General features: G+C 49.0%; 14 protein-coding genes and 1 pseudogene. 12 read left to right on the forward strand and 3 right to left on the reverse strand.

Annotation, left to right across the window (positions count from 1 at the left end):
* Positions 1-462: 462 nt before the first annotated feature.
* The 10 genes and pseudogenes from E5358_RS01160 (at position 463) to speE (ending at position 12,422) form a co-directional block, all read left to right on the forward strand.
* Positions 463-1,161, forward strand: coding sequence for a NanQ anomerase/TabA/YiaL family protein (locus E5358_RS01160; RefSeq protein WP_135938542.1), 699 nt, complete (start codon positions 463-465; stop codon positions 1,159-1,161).
* Between the two features lie 536 nt (positions 1,162-1,697).
* Positions 1,698-3,002, forward strand: coding sequence for a GTPase HflX (gene hflX / locus E5358_RS01165; RefSeq protein ID WP_135938543.1), 1,305 nt, complete (start codon positions 1,698-1,700; stop codon positions 3,000-3,002).
* A 34-nt stretch (positions 3,003-3,036) separates the two neighbouring features.
* Positions 3,037-4,710 carry a DUF4954 family protein gene (locus E5358_RS01170; RefSeq protein WP_135938544.1) on the forward strand — a complete coding sequence of 558 codons (1,674 nt, stop codon included), beginning with the start codon at positions 3,037-3,039 and terminating at the stop codon, positions 4,708-4,710.
* Between the two features lie 49 nt (positions 4,711-4,759).
* Positions 4,760-4,957: a hypothetical protein gene (locus E5358_RS01175; protein ID WP_135938545.1), complete on the forward strand. Its 198-nt coding sequence runs from the start codon at positions 4,760-4,762 to the stop codon at positions 4,955-4,957.
* A pseudogene (locus E5358_RS01180) lies at positions 4,954-5,168 on the forward strand (type II toxin-antitoxin system YafQ family toxin); the annotation flags it as partial. The gene E5358_RS01175 and the pseudogene E5358_RS01180, both read left to right, overlap by 4 nt.
* The gene (locus E5358_RS15475; RefSeq protein ID WP_338400485.1) at positions 5,157-5,231 is read left to right on the forward strand and encodes a type II toxin-antitoxin system RelE/ParE family toxin; all 75 of its coding nucleotides are present in this window, start codon (positions 5,157-5,159) and stop codon (positions 5,229-5,231) included. The pseudogene E5358_RS01180 and the gene E5358_RS15475, both read left to right, overlap by 12 nt.
* Before the next feature lie 29 nt (positions 5,232-5,260).
* A complete protein-coding gene (locus E5358_RS01185) occupies positions 5,261-8,161 on the forward strand; it encodes a M16 family metallopeptidase (protein WP_135938546.1) in 2,901 nt (966 codons plus the stop codon).
* Between the two features lie 249 nt (positions 8,162-8,410).
* Positions 8,411-10,030 (forward strand): fumarate hydratase, encoded by a 1,620-nt coding sequence (locus E5358_RS01190; protein WP_135938547.1) that lies wholly within the window; start codon positions 8,411-8,413, stop codon positions 10,028-10,030.
* Positions 10,031-11,521 carry an aminotransferase class I/II-fold pyridoxal phosphate-dependent enzyme gene (locus E5358_RS01195; protein WP_135938548.1) on the forward strand — a complete coding sequence of 497 codons (1,491 nt, stop codon included), beginning with the start codon at positions 10,031-10,033 and terminating at the stop codon, positions 11,519-11,521.
* A gap of 49 nt (positions 11,522-11,570) precedes the next feature.
* A complete protein-coding gene (gene speE, locus E5358_RS01200) occupies positions 11,571-12,422 on the forward strand; it encodes a polyamine aminopropyltransferase (RefSeq protein ID WP_135938549.1) in 852 nt (283 codons plus the stop codon).
* 104 nt (positions 12,423-12,526) lie between these two features.
* Here the strand turns inward: speE and E5358_RS01205 are convergent, their stop codons facing one another.
* From E5358_RS01205 to E5358_RS01215, 3 genes are all read right to left on the reverse strand, one after another.
* Positions 12,527-13,723 carry a BACON domain-containing protein gene (locus tag E5358_RS01205; protein ID WP_135938550.1) on the reverse strand — a complete coding sequence of 399 codons (1,197 nt, stop codon included), beginning with the start codon at positions 13,721-13,723 and terminating at the stop codon, positions 12,527-12,529.
* Positions 13,724-13,793: 70 nt separating this feature from the next.
* Positions 13,794-15,269, reverse strand: a complete 1,476-nt coding sequence (locus E5358_RS01210) for a hypothetical protein (RefSeq protein WP_135938551.1) — start codon at positions 15,267-15,269, stop codon at positions 13,794-13,796.
* A gap of 275 nt (positions 15,270-15,544) precedes the next feature.
* The gene (locus E5358_RS01215) at positions 15,545-16,564 is read right to left on the reverse strand and encodes a hypothetical protein (RefSeq protein ID WP_135938552.1); all 1,020 of its coding nucleotides are present in this window, start codon (positions 16,562-16,564) and stop codon (positions 15,545-15,547) included.
* Positions 16,565-17,044: 480 nt separating this feature from the next.
* Here E5358_RS01215 and E5358_RS01220 point away from each other — a divergent pair, with 480 nt between their 5' ends.
* Entirely contained in the window at positions 17,045-18,865 is a 1,821-nt protein-coding gene (locus E5358_RS01220) for a tetratricopeptide repeat-containing sensor histidine kinase (protein WP_135938553.1), read from the forward strand.
* A complete protein-coding gene (locus E5358_RS01225; RefSeq protein WP_135938554.1) occupies positions 18,862-19,512 on the forward strand; it encodes a response regulator in 651 nt (216 codons plus the stop codon). Before E5358_RS01220 ends, E5358_RS01225 begins: the two co-directional genes overlap by 4 nt.
* Positions 19,513-19,857 lie beyond the last annotated feature (345 nt).

Raw genomic sequence — 19,857 nt, forward strand, 5'->3', positions numbered from 1 at the left:
GTTTACTCTGTGTAGCGCAGGGTTTTAACCCTGGGAGAGAGGATTATTATATTTTCATCCTCTCCAGTGGAGAGGTCTATGTTTCCTTTATTAAGGTATTACGGAGGGAACTCCGCTGGAGTTCTTTAGTTGGATGTCTGGTTTTGCCCCAGGGTTGAAACCCTGCACTACACAAAGGTTATGCCTAATGGCATAAAAACCAGCAAATTACCATTTGGGAGTATATGTCAGAATCATGAAATTTAATTCCGCCAACGAGTAGGGGATAGTAAAAAATACAATATGAACTAATTTTCAAAAGTTACTTCATTTCACCTCTTCTATCTTTCCACTAAATTATGAATCCGTAATTATTTCCCGCCGTTTTTGTTTGCACAAACGGAAAAAATAAGTAATTTTGCAGTCGGAAAAGCAAAACGGAAGTGAAAGAAAAACATAATAAAGACTATAATACTAAGGACAATGAAAAAGACAATCTTATCACTGCTCGCCCTCGCTGCTATAACAACAGCCAATGCACAGGAAATCTACACGGCACAATTCACCGATTCAGCACTCGTCAGAAAGGCGCAAATGTGGGTGGCATCGGGTGAGTGGAAGAACGGATTCACAAAGGCAGAGCCGGACAACAGCGTGAATCTCACGGACTTTTACATACAGTACCACCGCGAACCGGAGACGTGGAAGGCTCTCTTCGCATGGCTCGAAAAGACGGATTTGCTCGCCATCCCTGCCGGAAAACACCTCATACCCGGCACTGACCTCATCGTCAGCGTGGAGGACAGCCAGAACGAGGACCTCAAAAAGCGGAAGACGGAGAGCCACCGGTACAACTGCGACTTCATGTTTGTCGTGAAAGGCACGGAGGGCTTCCGCTTCCTTGACCACAACACATCCACGCAAAACACTAAGTATCAATATGATGTCGTGCGCTACGACTACAACCCTGCCAAGGCAAAGACCGTCGAATCCACACCGGAACGCTTCTTCATCATGTTCCCCGAGGACTGGCACATTGCCAAAGTAAAAACCTCAAAGCCTGACCAGAACCTCCGCGTCATAGTGGTGAAAATGCCATACCGTTACAGAGACAGTCGGGAACGCACAGGAGACAGTCAGGAATGCACAGGAAAATGCTGCATGAAGAAAGGGCAAAAATAAGAAAACTCACGCTGTTTTTGCCCTCCGAGAATCGCGCAAAAACAAACGAGAAATGGCAAACTGCAAAATAACGCATATTTTTACATTTTCGCTATTTCATTATATATCAAACAAATAGCCACAAACCATAACATCAACAACCATAAAAAGTCCTGCAATCCGATACCTTTTGCACCCTAAAAGGCACTGAATTGCAGGACTTTTCGTATTGATTTATGGTGCAAAAGGTTACCAATCGCATCATAAAGTGATACCATTGACATTGCGAATGGTATCACTTCACGTTGTCAACCACTATTTTTCGTCAAAAAGAACGTTAATTTTCCCATTATGATAAACAGTGGATTAGAAAACTCACGCTTCTCTCACGAGCTTTACAGCAAAGCAGTTTTGTACATAAAAGAATTGTGCTTTTCTGTCAAGCAATATTCCAAAAGAATTATTTTTGTTATAATTCCATAAAATAACGCGTGCGTGTGGTCATATTATAAAATAAATTCTGTAACTTTGCATACTATAATGTATATTGTTTTTTAATGAAAGAATTTGTAATATCAGAGACGAGGTCGGAGACAGCTGTGCTTGTCGGCATCATCACTCCACGCCAGGACGAGGTAAAAACGACAGAATACCTTGACGAACTGGAGTTCCTTGCCGACACTGCCGGTGCGCGTGTGGTGAGGCGATTCACACAGCGCGTCCAGGGACCGTCGTCCGTGACATACGTGGGAAAGGGCAAACTCGAGGAGATTGCCGAATACATAAAGCAGTGCGAGGACGCTTACGACGAGTGGCAGGAGGAGTTCCATGCACCGGAAGAGGGCGAAGGACCGCAGCCGGTGGGCATGGTTATCTTCGACGATGAGCTCTCCGCAAAGCAGATGCGCAACATCGAGGCGGAGCTGAAGGTGAAGATTCTCGACCGCACATCACTCATTCTCGACATCTTTGCCATGCGCGCACAGACGGCAAACGCCAAGACTCAGGTCGAATTGGCACAGTATCGCTACATGCTTCCGCGTCTGCAACGCCTGTGGACTCACCTCGAACGACAGAGCGGTGGTTCCGGCGGCTCGGGCGGAAAAGGCGGTTCGGTGGGTCTGCGCGGACCGGGCGAGACACAGTTGGAGATGGACCGCCGCATAATCCTCAACCGCATGTCGCTCCTGAAAGAGCGTCTCGCAGAGATTGACAAGCAGAAAACCACGCAGAGGAAGAACCGCGGACGGCTTATCCGTGTGGCTCTCGTGGGTTATACCAACGTCGGAAAGTCCACTATCATGAACATGCTCGCCAAGAGTGAGGTGTTTGCGGAGAACAAACTCTTTGCCACTCTTGACACAACCGTGAGGAAAGTGGTCATCGACAATCTGCCTTTCCTCCTCGCAGACACAGTGGGCTTCATCCGAAAGCTCCCTACCGACCTTGTGGATTCGTTCAAGTCCACACTTGACGAGACGCGCGAGGCAGACCTTCTGCTGCACGTTGTGGACATCTCACACCCTGACTTTGAGGAGCAAATCACTGTCGTCGAGAAGACTCTCGCCGACCTCGGATGTGCCGAAAAGCCGTCGATGATTGTCTTCAACAAGATTGATGCCTACTCATGGACAGAGCATGAGGAGGACGACCTCACACCTGTGAAGAAGAACGAGATACCTTTGGACGACCTGAAGAAGACGTGGATGGCGAAACTAAATGACAACTGCCTCTTCATTTCGGCAAAGGAGAAGGAGAACATCGACGAATTCCGCGAGACTATCTACAAGAAAGTCCGTGAGATGCACGTGCAGAAATATCCTTACAACGACTTCCTTTACGGTGACTATTCCGAGGAATAAAAAGACAAAAACAAACCACAAAACATATCGCCCTATGTACCGCGAACTGACAGAAATAGAGAAAGAACAGCTTGAAACACAAGGCTGCCGTTGCCATGACTGGAGCAACATCGAGGTGGCGGAGGACTTCACTCCTCTGCATATCTACAACACGTATTTTGAAGGGCATATCCGTATCGGTGCGGACTGCAGGATTATCAATGTCGGAATCATACGCTCCACACCAGAAGCGACCTTCGGCGAGGGCGTGACTATCAGCGTCCTTAACGAAGCAGGTGACGGAAACCTTGTCCTTTACTCTGACCTGACGGCGCAAATGGCGGCACTTATGGTGCGTAATGCCTGTGACACGGCAGTTTGGGAGCGGTTGAAAGGCATGGTTATGCAGGAGATTGACATCACACGGCAGCCATGCACGACCATCGGAGACGGTGTTTCCATCACTGACACACGCGAACTGACCAACGTAATCATAGGCGACAAATGTGAGATTACCGGTGCTGCAAGGCTCTCGGAGTGCACACTGAAAAGCACATCCGAGGCGAGCATACTCGTCTCCGACGGCGTTATCTGTGACAACTGTATCATACAGGCAGGCTCTTCAGTGACCGATTTCGCAAAGCTCTATGACTCTTTTGTCGGCGAGGCGTGCCACGTGGGACGAGGATTCACATCGGAAAACTCTGTGTTCTTTGCCAATTCCCACATGGACAATGGTGAGTCATGTGCTGCTCTCTGCGGTCCTTTCTCTGTCTCTCATCACAAATCGACATTGCTTATCGGAGGGGAATATTCCTTCTACAATGCCGGTTCGGGCACGAATTTCTCCAATCATGCCTACAAAATGGGACCTATCCATTGGGGAACACTGATGCGTGGCTCAAAGACAGCCAGCGGTTCGCACACGCTTTGGCCTGCACAAGTCGGCACATTCTCCATGCTCATGGGCAAGATTCAGTCGCATCCGGACACACGGAAGCTGCCTCTCTCTTACCTCATAGCGCATGAAAGTGGAACATATCTTGTCCCGGGACGCAACCTTACTACAGTGGGAACGTACCGTGACATAGAGAAATGGCAGAAGCGTGACCGCCGTCCGAAGAACGGAAGGAAATCGCTTGTGCAGTATGATTGGCTCAACCCGCTTGTCATCCGCCAGTGCATCGACGGCAAAGAGACTCTGGAAATGCTGCAAAGGGAGCAAGGCGAGAATGTTGCGGCATACCAATACAACGGGACTGTAATCAAGAACCGGTCGCTGCTGAAAGGCATCCGCTACTACGACCTTGCCCTGAGAATGGCGCTGCTTGCAGCTCTTGAGGAGCACGAGGCGGCTCTTCCCCACTCCACTGTCGGTGCAGGAGAATGGACAGACCTGCTCGGCATGCTTGCACCTAAGGCGGAAGTGGACAACATCCTTGACGACATCCGTAGCGGAGAGTTAGCGGACATCAGCGATGTGGCTGCCGCATTGGAGCATATACATAATGATTATGCGGAACACAAATGGGCTGCCGCCTACCGCGCCATACTTGATTACAAGGGACTTGACTCTCTTACGGAGGATGACCGCGAATGTCTCCTGCAGGAATTTGCCGGCGCACGCCGGGAATGGCTTGACTCTATCCGCTGCGATGCAGAACGCGAACATGCTCTTGGCGATGTCGAGGACAGCACTCTCAAAGACTTTATAGGGAAGATAAAATAGCATACGCAAGCAGGATAGACATTTTTGTACATTACAAAACAACAACGATATGACTACCATTACAATAGAAATTACTAATCCCAGTATACTTTCAAGACTGAAGGAAACTTTAAGCACTTTTGAAGGAATAAGGATTATCAAATCAGACAAGCACTCACAAATGCAAAAAGCTGTTGAGGATGCCCATGCCGGCAACAATTTCCGTGCGGAATCTGTTGACGAATTAATGAATCATCTAATGGCATGAAATATCAGATTGAGACTTCGCGCCATTTTAAAAAGGCATTCAAGAAATGCATAAAAAGAGGGCTTAACCCTGAGGATTTCCGTGTCGTAGCCAACTACCTCATGGAAACAGGTACTGTGCCAAAGCAGTATAAGCCGCATAAATTGTCTGGCGAATGGAATGGTTTTTGGAATGCCACATCCAATCCGACTGGCTTCTGATTTGGGAAAAAGTTGATAAGACACTGACCCTAATACTCATTGATACGGGAACACATTCCGACCTATTCAAATAACAAGCAACAACACTCAAACAAAACATATAATGAAAAAAACATTCCTCTCACTTGCGCTCCTCGCAACCGTCATGGCTGCGGCGGCAAAAGAGCACAAGTATGTCACTGTTCCGGGCGATCCGATGCAGACAAGGCTGTACACCATGCCTAACGGTCTGAAGGTTTACCTTTCTATAAACAAGGAGAAACCACGCGTGACAGCACATATCGCCGTGAACACCGGCCACAGAAACGACCCTGCCGACTGTACAGGTCTCGCCCATTACCTCGAGCATCTCATGTTCAAAGGCTCAAAAAAGTTCGGCACAACAGACTATAATGCAGAGAAACCTTATATCGACAAGATAACATCCCTTTACGAAGAATACCGTAAACTCACCGACCCTGCGGAGCGAAAGGCAAAGTACCACGAGATTGACTCCGTATCACAGATTGCAGCACAGTACAATATTCCTAACGAATACGACAAACTCATGGCTGCCATCGGTGGCGACGGCTCAAACGCCTACACATCATTCGATGTAACATGCTACACGGAGGACATCCCTGCCAACGAGATACAGCGCTGGGCAGAGGTACAGTCCGACAGATTCCGGAACCTCGTAATGCGTGGCTTCCATACCGAATTGGAGGCTGTCTATGAGGAGAAGAACATGTCGCTGACCAACGACGACTCAAAACTCTTTGACGCTGTGTTCGCACAACTGTTCCCTTCCCACTCCTACGGCACACAGACTACCATCGGCACACAGGACCATCTGAAGAACCCTTCACTTGTGGAGATACAGAAATACTATGACCGTTACTACAAACCTAACAACATAGCAATCTGTATGGCGGGAGACTTCGACTGCGACAAGGTCATGGATATTCTTGAAGAGCAGTTCGGTTCATGGAAGCCGGGCAAGGACACCACACCGCGACAGTTTGCGAAACAGCCTCTGTTCACACAGCCTAAGGACACTACCGTTGTCGGTCAGGAGAAGGAACAGATAATGATGGCATGGCGATTCGACGGCGCCGCGTCCCACCAGTGTGACACTCTCGAAATCATCTCTGACATCCTGATGAACGGACGCTGCGGACTTGTTGACCTGAACATCAACCAGAAGATGCTGATGCAGAGTGCCGAAGCAGGCTCTTTCTCACTGAAGGACTACAGCATCCTCATCATGGGCGGCACACCAAAGGAGGGTCAGTCGCTTGACGAGATACGCAACATCCTCCTCGGCGAAGTGAAGAAACTCAAAGCCGGTGACTTTGACGAAGACCTTATTATATCCATCATCAACAATAGGAAACGCCAGTATCTGCAGAAGATGGAAAACAACAGCTCGCGTGTGAGAACAATGGTGGACGCTTTCATTGACGAACAGCCTTGGGAAGACCAGGTCCGCCAAATCGAACGCATGTCAAAAATCACAAAAGCTGACATCATTGCATTCGCAAACAAGCACCTCACCGACGGCTATGTATGCGGATACAAACTGAAAGGCGAGGACAAGAACATCAAGAAAATCGAGAAACCGGCAATCACTCCGATACCGGCAAACCGTGACAAGGCGTCAAAGTTCCTCACCGAAATCACCGCACGCACCACGGAACCTATCCATCCGCAGTTCGTGGACTTCAACACCGACCTGACAAAGGTCACCACGAAGACCAAGCTTCCTATGCTCTACGTGCAGAACAAGGAGAACGGACTCTTCCAACTCGTCTTCCGTTATGAGTTCGGAGACCGTGCCGACGTGCGCTACTCTGTCATAAACGACTACATTCCGCTGCTCGGCACGTCAAAGATGTCCAACGAACAGATTAAGAAGCAGTTCTACAAACTCGCCTGCGACTACAACATCTCTGTCGGCAACACCAATGTCACGGTGCGCCTTGCCGGACTTGACGAGAACATGGAAGAGGCTCTCGCACTCCTCGAATCAATCATCAACGACTCAAAGGCTGACAAGAAAGTCTATGACCTCTATGTTGAGAACACCCTGAAAGAGCGTGCCGAAAGCAAGAAAAACCAGCGCACATGCTTCGGATTCCTTTGGGAATATGCTATGCACGGTGCAAAGAACGACTACACAAACATGCTTTCCGAAAGCGAACTGAAGGCTACTGCACCGGAAGTGTTCACCGATTTGCTGAAAGGTCTCTCACAAATGAAGCACACTGTCCTTTACTACGGCCCGCGTTCCGTGAAGGATATTACAAAATCTGTTGAGAAAAACCATAAGGTTGCAAAGCGTCTCGCCGATATTCCTGTAAACAAAGAGTGGGCATGGACCACCACTGAGACTCCGCAGGTCATCATCGCACCGTACAAGGCGAACAACATCCACCTCCGTATGCTCAGCAATGAGAAGAAACCACTCGACGTTACAGCAATCCCTACGACACGACTCTTCAACGAATATTTCGGAGGTGGCATGAACGCAATCGTCTTCCAGGAACTCCGTGAAACACGAGGACTGGCATACAATGCTGCCGCATTCTACTCCACCCCTTCACGCAAGGAAGACCCGCAGTATTGGGTTCAGCACATCATCTCACAGAACGACAAGATGATGGACTGTGTCAACACGTTCAAGGACATCACCGACAACATGCCGCAGACAGAGGCGAACTTCAACATCGCCAAGCAGAGCATACTCAAGAACATCGCTTCCGAGCGCACAACAAAGATGAACATCATCTACAAGTATCTCAACGCGCAGCGCATGGGTATCGACTACGACATCAACAAGGACATCTACAACGCAGTGCCTGACATGACTCTGCAAACCCTTGTTGACTTCGAGCAGAACAACATCAAGGGAAAACCTCTGCATTATGTCATCCTCGGCGACGAGAAAGAACTCGACATCAAGGCCATCGAGCAGGTAGCTCCAGTGAAGCGTGTGACACTTGAGGAAATCTTCGGTTACTGAAAAACAATCGTTCGCACACGACTGAAAAACCGAACAATTATCCTGCAGAAAACAGCGTGCCGTACATCACTTTGTGAAAGGTAACCTTTTACAATGCAAAAAGCAACCTTTCACCGTGCAAAGTGTCACCTTTTGCCAAACAAAAGGTAACCTTTCGTACAGCATAAAATCGCAAACATGCAACTCAAAGCAAATCAACTATTTACAAATCAACACATAAACAACAAACAATAAAAACATAAAAGAAAAATGGCTAATCCGGAATTCAAGTACGCGCCAATGTTCCAGCTTGGCGAAGACAAGACAGAGTACCGCCTTATCTCCAAGGAAGGCGTAAGCGTTAGTGAGTTTGAGGGCACACCAATCCTCAAAGTTTCAAAGGAAGCTCTTGAGCTTCTCACAACCCAGGCGTTCCACGACGTGAACTTCATGCTGCGCCGTGAGCACAACGAGAAAGTAGCTGAAATCCTCAACTCTCCCGAAGCGTCCGACAATGACAAGTATGTCGCACTGACCATGCTCCGCAACGCCGAGGTGGCTTGCAAGGGTCAGCTGCCTTTCTGCCAGGACACAGGCACAGCTATCATCCACGGCGAGAAGGGACAGCAGGTGTGGACAGGCTTCGAGGATGAGGAGCCTCTGGCAAAAGGTGTCTACAACACCTACACCGAGGACAACCTCCGCTACTCACAGAACGCACCACTCGACATGTACAACGAGGTGAACACTCGCTGCAACCTCCCTGCACAGATTGACATCGAAGCCACTCACGGCATGGAATACAAGTTCCTCTGCGTCGTGAAAGGTGGCGGCTCTGCCAACAAGACCTATCTCTATCAGGAGACAAAGGCACGCATCCAGAACCCTGGCACACTGATTCCGTTCCTCGTGGAGAAGATGAAGAGCCTCGGGACTGCCGCCTGTCCTCCTTACCACATTGCTTTCGTCATCGGCGGAACAAGTGCCGAGAAGAACCTCCTCACCGTGAAACTCGCATCAACAAAGTACTATGACGCACTGCCTACGACAGGCGACGAGACAGGACGCGCCTTCCGCGACATCGAACTCGAGAAGCAGCTCCTCGAGGAAGCTAAGAAAATCGGCTTCGGAGCACAGTTCGGTGGCACAGCGTTCGCTCACGACGTGCGCGTAATCCGTCTTCCACGCCACGGTGCATCCTGCCCTATCGGTCTCGGTGTGTCATGCTCCGCTGACAGAAACATCAAGGCTAAAATCAACAAGGATGGCGTTTGGATTGAGAAGATGGACGACAAACCATACGAGCTCATACCTGAGGCTCTCCGTCAGGCAGGCGAAGGCGACGCTGTCTCTATCGATCTCGACCAGCCGATAGCAGAGGTTTGCAAGGAACTCTCCAAGTACCCTGTATCCACACGTGTCAGCCTCAACGGCACAATCATAGTGGCACGCGACATCGCCCATGCGAAAATCAAGGCACGTCTTGACGCCGGCGAGGGAATGCCACAGTATTTCAAGGACCATCCTGTGCTCTATGCAGGCCCGGCAAAGACTCCGGAAGGCATGCCTTGCGGCTCCATGGGACCTACAACAGCCAACCGCATGGACCCATACACCGACGAGTTCCAGGAGAATGGCGGCTCACTCGTGATGATTGCCAAGGGCAACCGCACACAAGTTGTCACCGACGCATGCAAGAAGCATGGCGGATTCTACCTCGGAAGTATCGGCGGACCGGCTGCTTTACTCTCTTCAAGCAACATCAAGTCTATCGAATGTGTCGAGTATCCAGAGCTTGGCATGGAGGCTATCTGGAAAATCCGCGTAGAGGATTTCCCTGCTTTCATCCTCGTGGACGACAAGGGCAATGACTTCTTCAAGCAATTCTAAATGACAAAAGAACAACAGATTCAACCGAACCTGCTGGAGCAGAACAATGCTCCCATTTACGAGGCTCTGAAGGAATTCTCACGCAAGCATGTCGTGCCCTTTGATGTTCCCGGACACAAGCGTGGCAGGGGAAATCCCGAACTTGTGAAACTCCTTGGCAAGCAGTGTATCGAGCTGGACGTCAACTCCATGAAACCGCTTGACAATCTCTGCCACCCAATCTCCGTAATCAAGGAAGCGGAATCGCTTTGCGCCAAGGCTTTCGGAGCAAAGCACGCTTTCCTCATGGTGGGAGGAACGACAAGTGCGGTGCAGACCATGGTGCTCACGGCGTCCAAGAAAGGTGAAAAAATAATCCTTCCGCGCAATGTCCACCGCTCTGTCATCAACGCTCTGGTCGTCAACGGTGCGACACCTATCTATGTCAACCCTGACACCGACAAGCGTCTCGGCATTGCCCTCGGCATGAAAATCTCACAGATAGAGAAAGCCATTGAGGAGAATCCTGACGCCGTGGCAATCCTTGTCAACAACCCGACATACTACGGCATCTGCTCCAACCTTAAGAAAATCGTGGAACTCGCCCACGCCAACAACATGATGGTGCTGGTCGACGAAGCCCACGGCACACACTTCTATTTCGGAGAAAACATGCCAATCTCCGCCATGGCGGCAGGAGCAGACATGTCATGTGTGTCCATGCACAAGAGCGGTGGTTCACTGACACAAAGCTCTGTACTGCTTACAGGCGAGAATGTATCGCCTGGCTATGTGCGGCAGGTCATCAACCTGACACAGACAACATCAGCATCCTACCTCCTCCTCGCTTCGCTTGACATCTCGCGGCGCAACCTTGCCCTGCGCGGCAAGGAGGCTTTCGCCAAGGTGGTCGAAATGGCTGAGTACGGCAGACAGGAGATAAACAAGATCGGAGGATACTATGCCTACGGTTCGGAGATAATCAACAGGGACTCTGTCTATGACTTCGACAAGACCAAACTGTCAATCTTTACCCTTGACATCGGTCTTGCCGGCATCGAGGTCTATGACCTTCTGCGCGACGAATACGACATACAGATGGAACTCGGCGATATCGGCAACACCCTCGCCTATATCTCAATCGGCGACCGAATGCGTGAAATGGAACGCCTTGTCTCAGCACTCTACGACATCCGCCGCCGCTACCACAAGGACCGCACGGGCATGTTCGACCATGAGTACATCAACCCGTCCGTCGTCATGACTCCTCAGGAGGCGTTCTATGCACCGAAGGAAGAGATGTTGCCCATACGCGAATGCAACGGCAGGATATGCACGGAGTTCGTCATGTCCTACCCTCCCGGGATACCAATCCTCGCTCCCGGAGAGCGCATAACGCAGGAGATTATCGACTACATCCTCTATGCAAAGGAGAAGGGGTGCTCCATGACAGGAGCAGAAGACGAAAACATCGAGAGGCTTAATGTCATAAAGGAAGCCACCACATATTAACCCAACATTTTGTCAATTTGTCAATTTGACAAAGAAAAGAACAATAACTATGGATTTCTGGTTCACTGAACGACATACAGAGGATGTGCAGCTGAGCATCCGACTGGACAAGCACATATTCTCAGAAGAGAACGACAACAACAGGATTGACATATTCGAATCGCCCGAATACGGCAAGATTCTTACCGCCGACGGATACATTGTAATGACCGAAAAAGACGAGTTCATCTACCATGAGATGATGACCCACATCCCTATGGCTGTGCATCCCAATCCACAACGCATACTTGTCTTCGGCGCAGGAGACGGCGGTGTGGTGCGCGAGCTGCTGAAATATCCTGAGGTGGAGCGCATTGACATGGTGGAGGTGAACACCGGCGTTGTGGAGGCGGCAAAGAAATACCTGCCGTTCTCTGCCGGCGGACTTGACGACCCTAAGGTCACTATCCACCAGCAGAACGCTCTCCGCTACATCCGCCATATCGTCGGCGAATATGATGTGATAATCATTGACTCGGCAGGCTACTACGGACCGGGCGAAAGCCTTCTCTCACGAGAGTTCTACGGCTCATGCTACAAGGCATTGAAGGACGACGGCATCATGGTCAACCAGCACCAGTCGCCGTTCTACGATGAGGACCGTGTGGAGACACAGAACGCACACAAGCGCATCGTCAACTCCTTCCCTATCAGCCGTGTCTATCAGGCGCACATCCCTTCCTATCCTTCCGGCTACTGGCTCTTCGGCTTCGCGTCCAAGAAGTATCACCCCACGGATGACCTTGACGCAAAGCGGTGGAACGAACGTGGCATAATCACCAACTACTACACAACCAACCTCCACCGAGGCTCTTTCGCCCTCCCTGCCTATGTGGAGCGGTTGCTGAAGCGGGTTGAATAGGATAGTTATTTCAGCTTAAACACATAAAAAGAGAATCACTCACAATGCTTTAGCTGCATATTATGAGTGATTCTCTTTTTATTTTTCTCAGTTCTATTAATAGTTTACAAAACATTTACATAATTTATTTCATACTCGTAGGAATAACTTTGTCTGCCATTATTATAATATTCCACTCTGACGACAGTCCTTTCCATAGAGTTTTCCTTGTATATCATGCGGCATGAACGAGTGCCACCACTGTCACTTTCGGAAATTTCTGTCGCAAGAAGCGGTGATGGTTCCCCCATAAAGCCGAATACAGCAAAGTGGCGTGTCACATCGCCTGCTGCGAAATCATAATGTTCCATATCCTGTGGAAGAACCCAGTTGAGGTCAAAAGTTCTATGATGGTTTCTCAACGACTCGTCAGAATAAGCCAGATTTACGACTCCTCCATAAGAGGTTTCTATCTTCTTCAACAAGTAATTATCCCATGTTAAGCTATATGAGTCCCAAACAGTCTTTCCATCCTGATTCTTTGTAGTAAGAAGATGACCATTGCTATCGTATGAAGCTGTCCACAGTGAAGGTCTTTCGTTATCCCAACTATAGCTTCCGCTAACCACACGCTTTCCTTCTATCTTTGCTACATGGTGGCTCTTCTCTCCTTGAACGACATTGCCAGAATGATCAGTCTCCACATCAGAGCCGTTGATAGTCACACTATTCTCACCCCAAACAAAATCATAAGTTTGCACAATATCACGATAGCCAACGCCAGAAATGCTGGTATAATTTTCACGCCAAGCGGACTTCATCTGTATTGGTCTGTTGTCTCTGCCATATTCGACAGTTGTCACAGTTGTTTCCGTAGGTATTCCTTCGCCATAATTTGCCGTACAGATGATTTTAATGTGCCCTGATGCTAAATCATCCTCCACGGTTTGGGTTATCTCAATAACGATTTTCTCATCTTCACAGATAATGACGATATATGCCGTACGTGACTTCCCTGTTTTGTTAGGCTCAAGAGTGATTGTGATGGAAGCCGTGCCTGCACTGCCACGTGACTCGCCTATAGTCAGCCAATCAACTTCCTCAGGACCGCCATTAGTGGTCTTCGCTGTCCATGCGCTCCATGATGCGGAAGCGGTGAAGTTCACCACTCCGTTGGTCTGGTTAGCTGTAAGGTTGAGTTTTGCTGGTGTCCCATCGGCAAGTTCAATCTTCTTTGGGTCATCATCCGAGGAACATGCTGTCATTGCCACTAACGAAATGAACAATGACATGATTAAAAATACAAAATAGTTCTTCTTCATTTGGTGTTATTTTTGTTTATAATTCAATTATAGCCCACTCACATTATATTTAAATGAATAATCCCATGCCTTAACGGCTGATTACATAAAACCGCAGATAGTTGAACAAACCTACAAATGGCATCAACAGCCCTAAAAAGACAAGTGCCATGAACCCCATAAACCCGAAAGCTATATGCTCGGAATCATCCCTGCCTTCCTGTTCCGGACGCTCTATGCCGTTCATATAGTATTTAGTGATGTAAGTCCTTGACGATGCCATAAAGCCGAATACTGCAAGAATGGCTGCCGCACTCGACTTAGGTCCTGCAGGTCTCTTCAGTTCTGAGCCTATCACACGGTACAACTGGCGCTTGCACCCGAGCCAATAGGCAAAGAAAGAGAACAGGAAATATGCTGCACCCTGAATGATATGGCCTTCAAAAATGCGCATGACAGCAATAACGCCCACCACAACTACTCCCAAAACAAGATACATCTTGCTGCCTGAAAACACACGCTTCTCCGAGGCTTCCACCATATCCACAGCAGCATTGTACGTGTCTACTACGCGACAACCATGCGGCTCTGCACTTTGCACCTCACGCATGGCAGCCTTGATATTCTTCAGCTGGTCGCGAGTGACAGGCACACTGTCATCAACGCCAAGTGGCTGCAACGATGTGACATTAGCGTTGACGACACCATGAAGTCTTTCTGCAAGCTTCTCCTCCTCAGGAGTGTCAGCCTCAGAACCCTCAGGAAGCCTTACGAACTCCGGCTTCTTGACATAATTCACATAAATGGCATGGACGACAAGTGCAGCGAACAACACTCCCCACAGCAACTCCCAAAACCAATCCTTAGGGCTTCTCCCCACCCTCTTCTTAGCGTCCAAGGCAGAAGAAATAGAATCATCAAAAGACGCATCAACAGCCTTTCGCTCACCGACAGCGGCAGTCGGTTCCTCCGAAGCAGCAGGCACGTTCAATGAAACCTCACGTGTCTCCTCTACATCATCAAGACCTTGAGACGTCTCTTTTACTGTTCTTTTCAGCCAGTTGCCGGATTTGTCTTTGCCAACGTATGTATAGACATAGGCAGCACGTACAGAACCATCCTCATTGTAGTACGTTTCCTTCACAGGGAATCCATCACTATTATACTCGCGAACCATCCTTGAATCAAGAACTTCCTCGTCTGTATCAATGTTCATGAAATAATCCTTCACCTCAATGACCTTTCCCTTATGGTCATAGGAGAAGACATTCACACGGTCAGCGTCACCGGCAGAAAAATCAAGGCGCACAATACGGTTCTTCGTGTCACGCTTCACAGCATAAGATCCATTATCCACCGTCATGTCCATCCCACCCAACTTCACCAGCGTCCCCCTTTCAGAGAACTCCGCACGAAGGGAAGGGAGTGCAAATCCATTGTCTGCCACAGAAGGTACACAAAGACGCACATCACCACATAAGTCAAAACTCAATCTGTCATCCTGAGCAGAAAGTCCTGTGACTATGCCTAAAAAGAACATTATTGCAATAAAACTGTTATTTCTCATAAGCATTATTGATAAAAGTCGATTTATAAATCAATTTATAAGTTTGTCAACAAAATTAATGTAATGTCTTTTTACAGAAACTCATTCCCTTGTAGTTACTTACAGCCATTCCTGATATATGGGGGGGGGCAGTACACCCACACTGCCATAAAGAACAGTGTGAGTGCTTTTTGCCGGCACTCCGGCACCTATATAACCTCTCCCATAAGTAACTTCTGAAAATCATTTCATATCCGGGTTGCATGTTACCGGAACCCGTTTCCTGCAATCATCGCTCACCATCGGCGGACAACATAATAGCGTGCCGGGAAGCACACACACAGTATCAGCAGGATGAGCAACAAAGCCAGCATTGCCATTACAGCATATATGATGACAAGGCATATCAGGTATATCGCCACCAGACACATTATAGAGTAGATGGTCATCCACCGTGCCGCCTTCTTGCCATGCTCCTCACGATATTTCAAATACCAATGGCGCAGAATCATGAAAGGGACTGCCTGTGTCACAACTACTCCGATGCAGACAGCCACACCGCAGACAATCATCTGTGTGCTTTCCTGCCATGCCATGACCGTTTCCTGCAACTGGCCGGCAAGCAAGCCGCCAACACCGAATACCAGCATGTTTGCTGCTATCGCGCCAATGCCGGCATAGACAGGCGGCAGCAGCAACTTGTTGAAACGCTTCGCCGGAATGACATCCTCACCACAACGTTCATTGAACCACGCCGCCAACTTCTTCGGACAAAAGGCATAACAAACCGTGAAAACCACACCTGCAAGCCCAAACAAAAAGAAGACGATTCCCAACACCAAAAGCGGAATGCCTATCAGGGCAGTCCCCTTTGTATTGAGTGCTTTTTCCACTGCCGTGCTTCCCCTTGTTTCAGCGTCAGCCACCTGTTCTACCTTGGCAGAAGTGGCAGCGACGGCTTTCTCGGCAGAAAGTGCCTGACGAGTCTGTTTGGCGGTTCCCTCTTCCACAACAGGCTGCTCCTGTCCGACACTCTCTTCCAGAACACGCCGGCAGCAATAGGTTGCGACATAGGCTGTCATGCCCTCATACTCGAACCGTATCATGTCTCCTTCGATAGCAATGGCATCAATTTCATAGCCACGCGTCACCATTCCGAGTTTCTTCAGATAGTCCGGTGAGTCCCACACTGTCAATTCGTTGTCCGTCACCACCCATTTTTCTCCTGCATGTACAGGCAACAAACAGCCGGCAAGCAGCAGGATGACGAATAATATTTTGGCAATTCCGGCAATACTCTTATGAGTGTTCTTCATTGTCATTGTCTTTCCGTTCTTGCTGCCTGTTAATGAAAAAGCGAAAGGCGCTGCCTATCAAGCCGAACAATTTTACAATAATCCACTGTATGATACGCACGCAGTCATACAGGAGTTCTTTTCCGATGTCTCTCATAAACAAATAGTATCTTATAGGTTACACGATTATAGGTATAGGTTAGGGGGGGCACAAGGTTTAGGGTGTGGGTATACGGTTTTTATGGAATTATAAATTTTCATTGCAAATTTAACATAAAAACATCATAAAACCGTCATTTTCCCTCCTCTACGCATTGAAAACTACGGAGTTCCGTAGTCAAAATAACACCAAAGCCCCAAAAAACATACAAAATACCTTTCTTATTATAAAAAATAATGTAACTTTGTAGAAAAGATTACACGGCGGCAGCATCCCCACCCCACTGCCACCACTCATTTATTGCCAAAAATAAGCATACACACTTTAAAGCAGCATACCACATGAAAAACAGACATCCCTACATCATTGCATGGTTCCTTATTCTTTGCATCTCAGCATGTTCCGAAAGAAACGGGACGGACACCTCGGACCGCGCCGCAGCATTCCTTGACAGCGCACAGACCCTTTCTGGCCAATCGCAACACGCACAAGCCGTTTCCATACTTGACAGTGCCATGGCATACTCCAATGGGAACGATACACTCATGGCATACATCTATGCGGAAAAGGCAAACAACCTCATGACCATCGGGAGAATGGAAGAGGCTCTGCCATTAGCAAAGCAGGCTCTCAGCCTTGGCGAAAAGCTCAACGACAACGAAATCCTCATAAACCAATATTCCACAACGGGGATAATCTACCGACGGACAAACATACCTGACTCCGCATTGATGGCTTACCGCAAAGGCATTGACATTGCACGAAAGGTCGATGCGAAGGATTATGTCGCCAACTTGTACAACAACATCGCCGTGATGTTTGTCGAACAGGACCGCTACAAGGAAGGAACAGAATACGCCGCCCTCGCAACAAAATGGGCACGGGAAGCAAAAGACTCCATAGAACTCTTTTCCGCCCTCGCTACAAAGTCCGCAGCCATGCTGCGCATGAAGCGCTACAAGGAGTCTGCCGAAGCAATCTCCTCGGAATTCAAGAACATACTCGCCCTCGGCTATGTCCCTCTTACGCTGAAGACCGCCTCACCAATGCTGCGCTCATTGGTGGAACTTGGCAAGACCGCTGAAGCACAAACGTTCATGCAGCAGATACAGCCTGCACTGCAAGCCGCCGACCCGACAAGCAACGGAGCCATCGGAATCCTCGAAATACAGGCTGCCTTGCTCCACTCGCAAGGCGACTACCGCAAGGAACTGGCATTATTGAACCGACTCGACACTCTCACAAAACAGAACGGTGGCATACCACGGGAGCGCATCCTCGTCTCGCAGGCTGACTGCCTCGGAAAGCTTGGGGACACAAGCGCCGCCCTCAGACTCATGAACAAAGCGTATGCCCTCACCGATTCACTGAAGAACAGCGGCATGAGCCGCCAAATGACAGAATTCACCGTAAAATACAAAACACAAGAAAAAGAACTGATGATAGCACAACTTGCAGCAGAAAGGGCTAACCAGCAATCGCTGATTACCATACTCATACTCGCCCTTGTCCTGCTCGCCGCCGGCATACTCTTCGCACTCTACCGTCGGCATATCGCACGCAAAGAGAACGAACTTGCCTTGCAGCGACGCTTCATCGAAGGACTTGAAAGTGAGCGCGCACGTCTGGCCCGCGAACTGCATGACGGTGTCTGCAACGACCTGCTCGGCGTGCAACTGGCACTGGACTCCGGGCAAAGCAATGCCGCACAGCTTGTAAGGCATATCATGACCGACGTCCGACAGATTTCCCACGAACTCATGCCACCACGGTTCACAATGGAGAACGTGGCACAAATCCTGTCCGACTACATGGAAAACATCCCTTTGCCTGACTGCAAAGTGGACTTCCGCTGCACTCCTGCCAAGGATGATGAGCAATGGGACACGGTCAACACGGCCGTAAGTTTTGACATCTACCGTATCATACAGGAACTTACGGGAAATATTGTCCGCCACGCAAAACCGTCATTCATCAATGTCACCATTGAGAAAAATGACGGGCAAATCCACCTCACAGTGGAGAACGACGGAGCTGAAGGCGGCAGCGACGGACAAGGCATCGGGCTGCAGAGCATGGCAGTGCGCGTGAAAAGCCTCAACGGGGAAATCTCACATGCTGACATGGGGAACGGACGATACAGAGTGGAGGTGGAACTATGAAAAAACAGACAAGAATCCTCGTGGTTGACGACCATGCCATAGTGCGCAACAGCTTAGCGGCATTCCTTTCTGCAAAATGCGAAGGAGTCACCGTCACGGAAGCTGCAAGCTGCCAAGAGGCTGCTGACATTGCGGCAGAAGATGACCATACCATTGCCATTGTCGACCTTGAACTCCCTGACGCCAAAGGGACAGAGGTGCTCCACAAACTACAGAATATACGCCCGGCGATGCGCATAATCGTCTACACCATGCACGAAGAACCATGGCTTGCCCGCGAACTCCTGGAAAGCAAAGCGGCAGCCATAGTCCTCAAAGGGGAAGAGACAACAGAACTTGTGACTGCCGTGGAGTCTGTGGCTGCAGGGATGCCATACTTCAGTCCGCGCTTCCTCACCATTGCCGCATCAAAAGTCGAACTGTCGGAACGTGCCTTGGAGGTTCTGCAACTCATTGCCAAAGGAATGTCAAGCCGCGAGATAGCAGAGCAAATCTTCGTAAGTGAAAATACCATAGAATACCACCGCAAACTTATCCTGCGCCATCTTGGGGCAAAGAACAACGCCCATGCCGTAAGCATAGCCATCGCCAAAGGACTCATAAAGGGGGGGGGTAATCACCACAGGACACAAGAACTACAGCCCTGAGACATGACAGAAGCATGCCTAACAACATACAATAAGGAGGCATGAAAGTCAAGGCAATGACAACCTCTGAACGAAAGGTTACCTTCCATGGTGCAAAAGGTAACACTTTACATGCCAAAAGGTTACCTTTCATGATGCTAAAGGTAACCTTTTGATTCTTCGCCTTGACAAGTCCAATGAGGCATTCCGCCAACCTGCTATCATTCAACGCTTTACTCCAAAAGCCGGCATGTACGCCGCCACAGCCGAGACCTTAATGCTATTCCCTGGCAATAATATGACAATAAGTAACTGCGGTTTAGTATAAACTGATTTCCAACTGTTACTTATCGGAAAAAATAGCGC

The sequence above is a fragment of the Palleniella muris genome (genome assembly GCF_004792655.1).
GTDB lineage: Bacteria > Bacteroidota > Bacteroidia > Bacteroidales > Bacteroidaceae > Prevotella > Prevotella muris_A.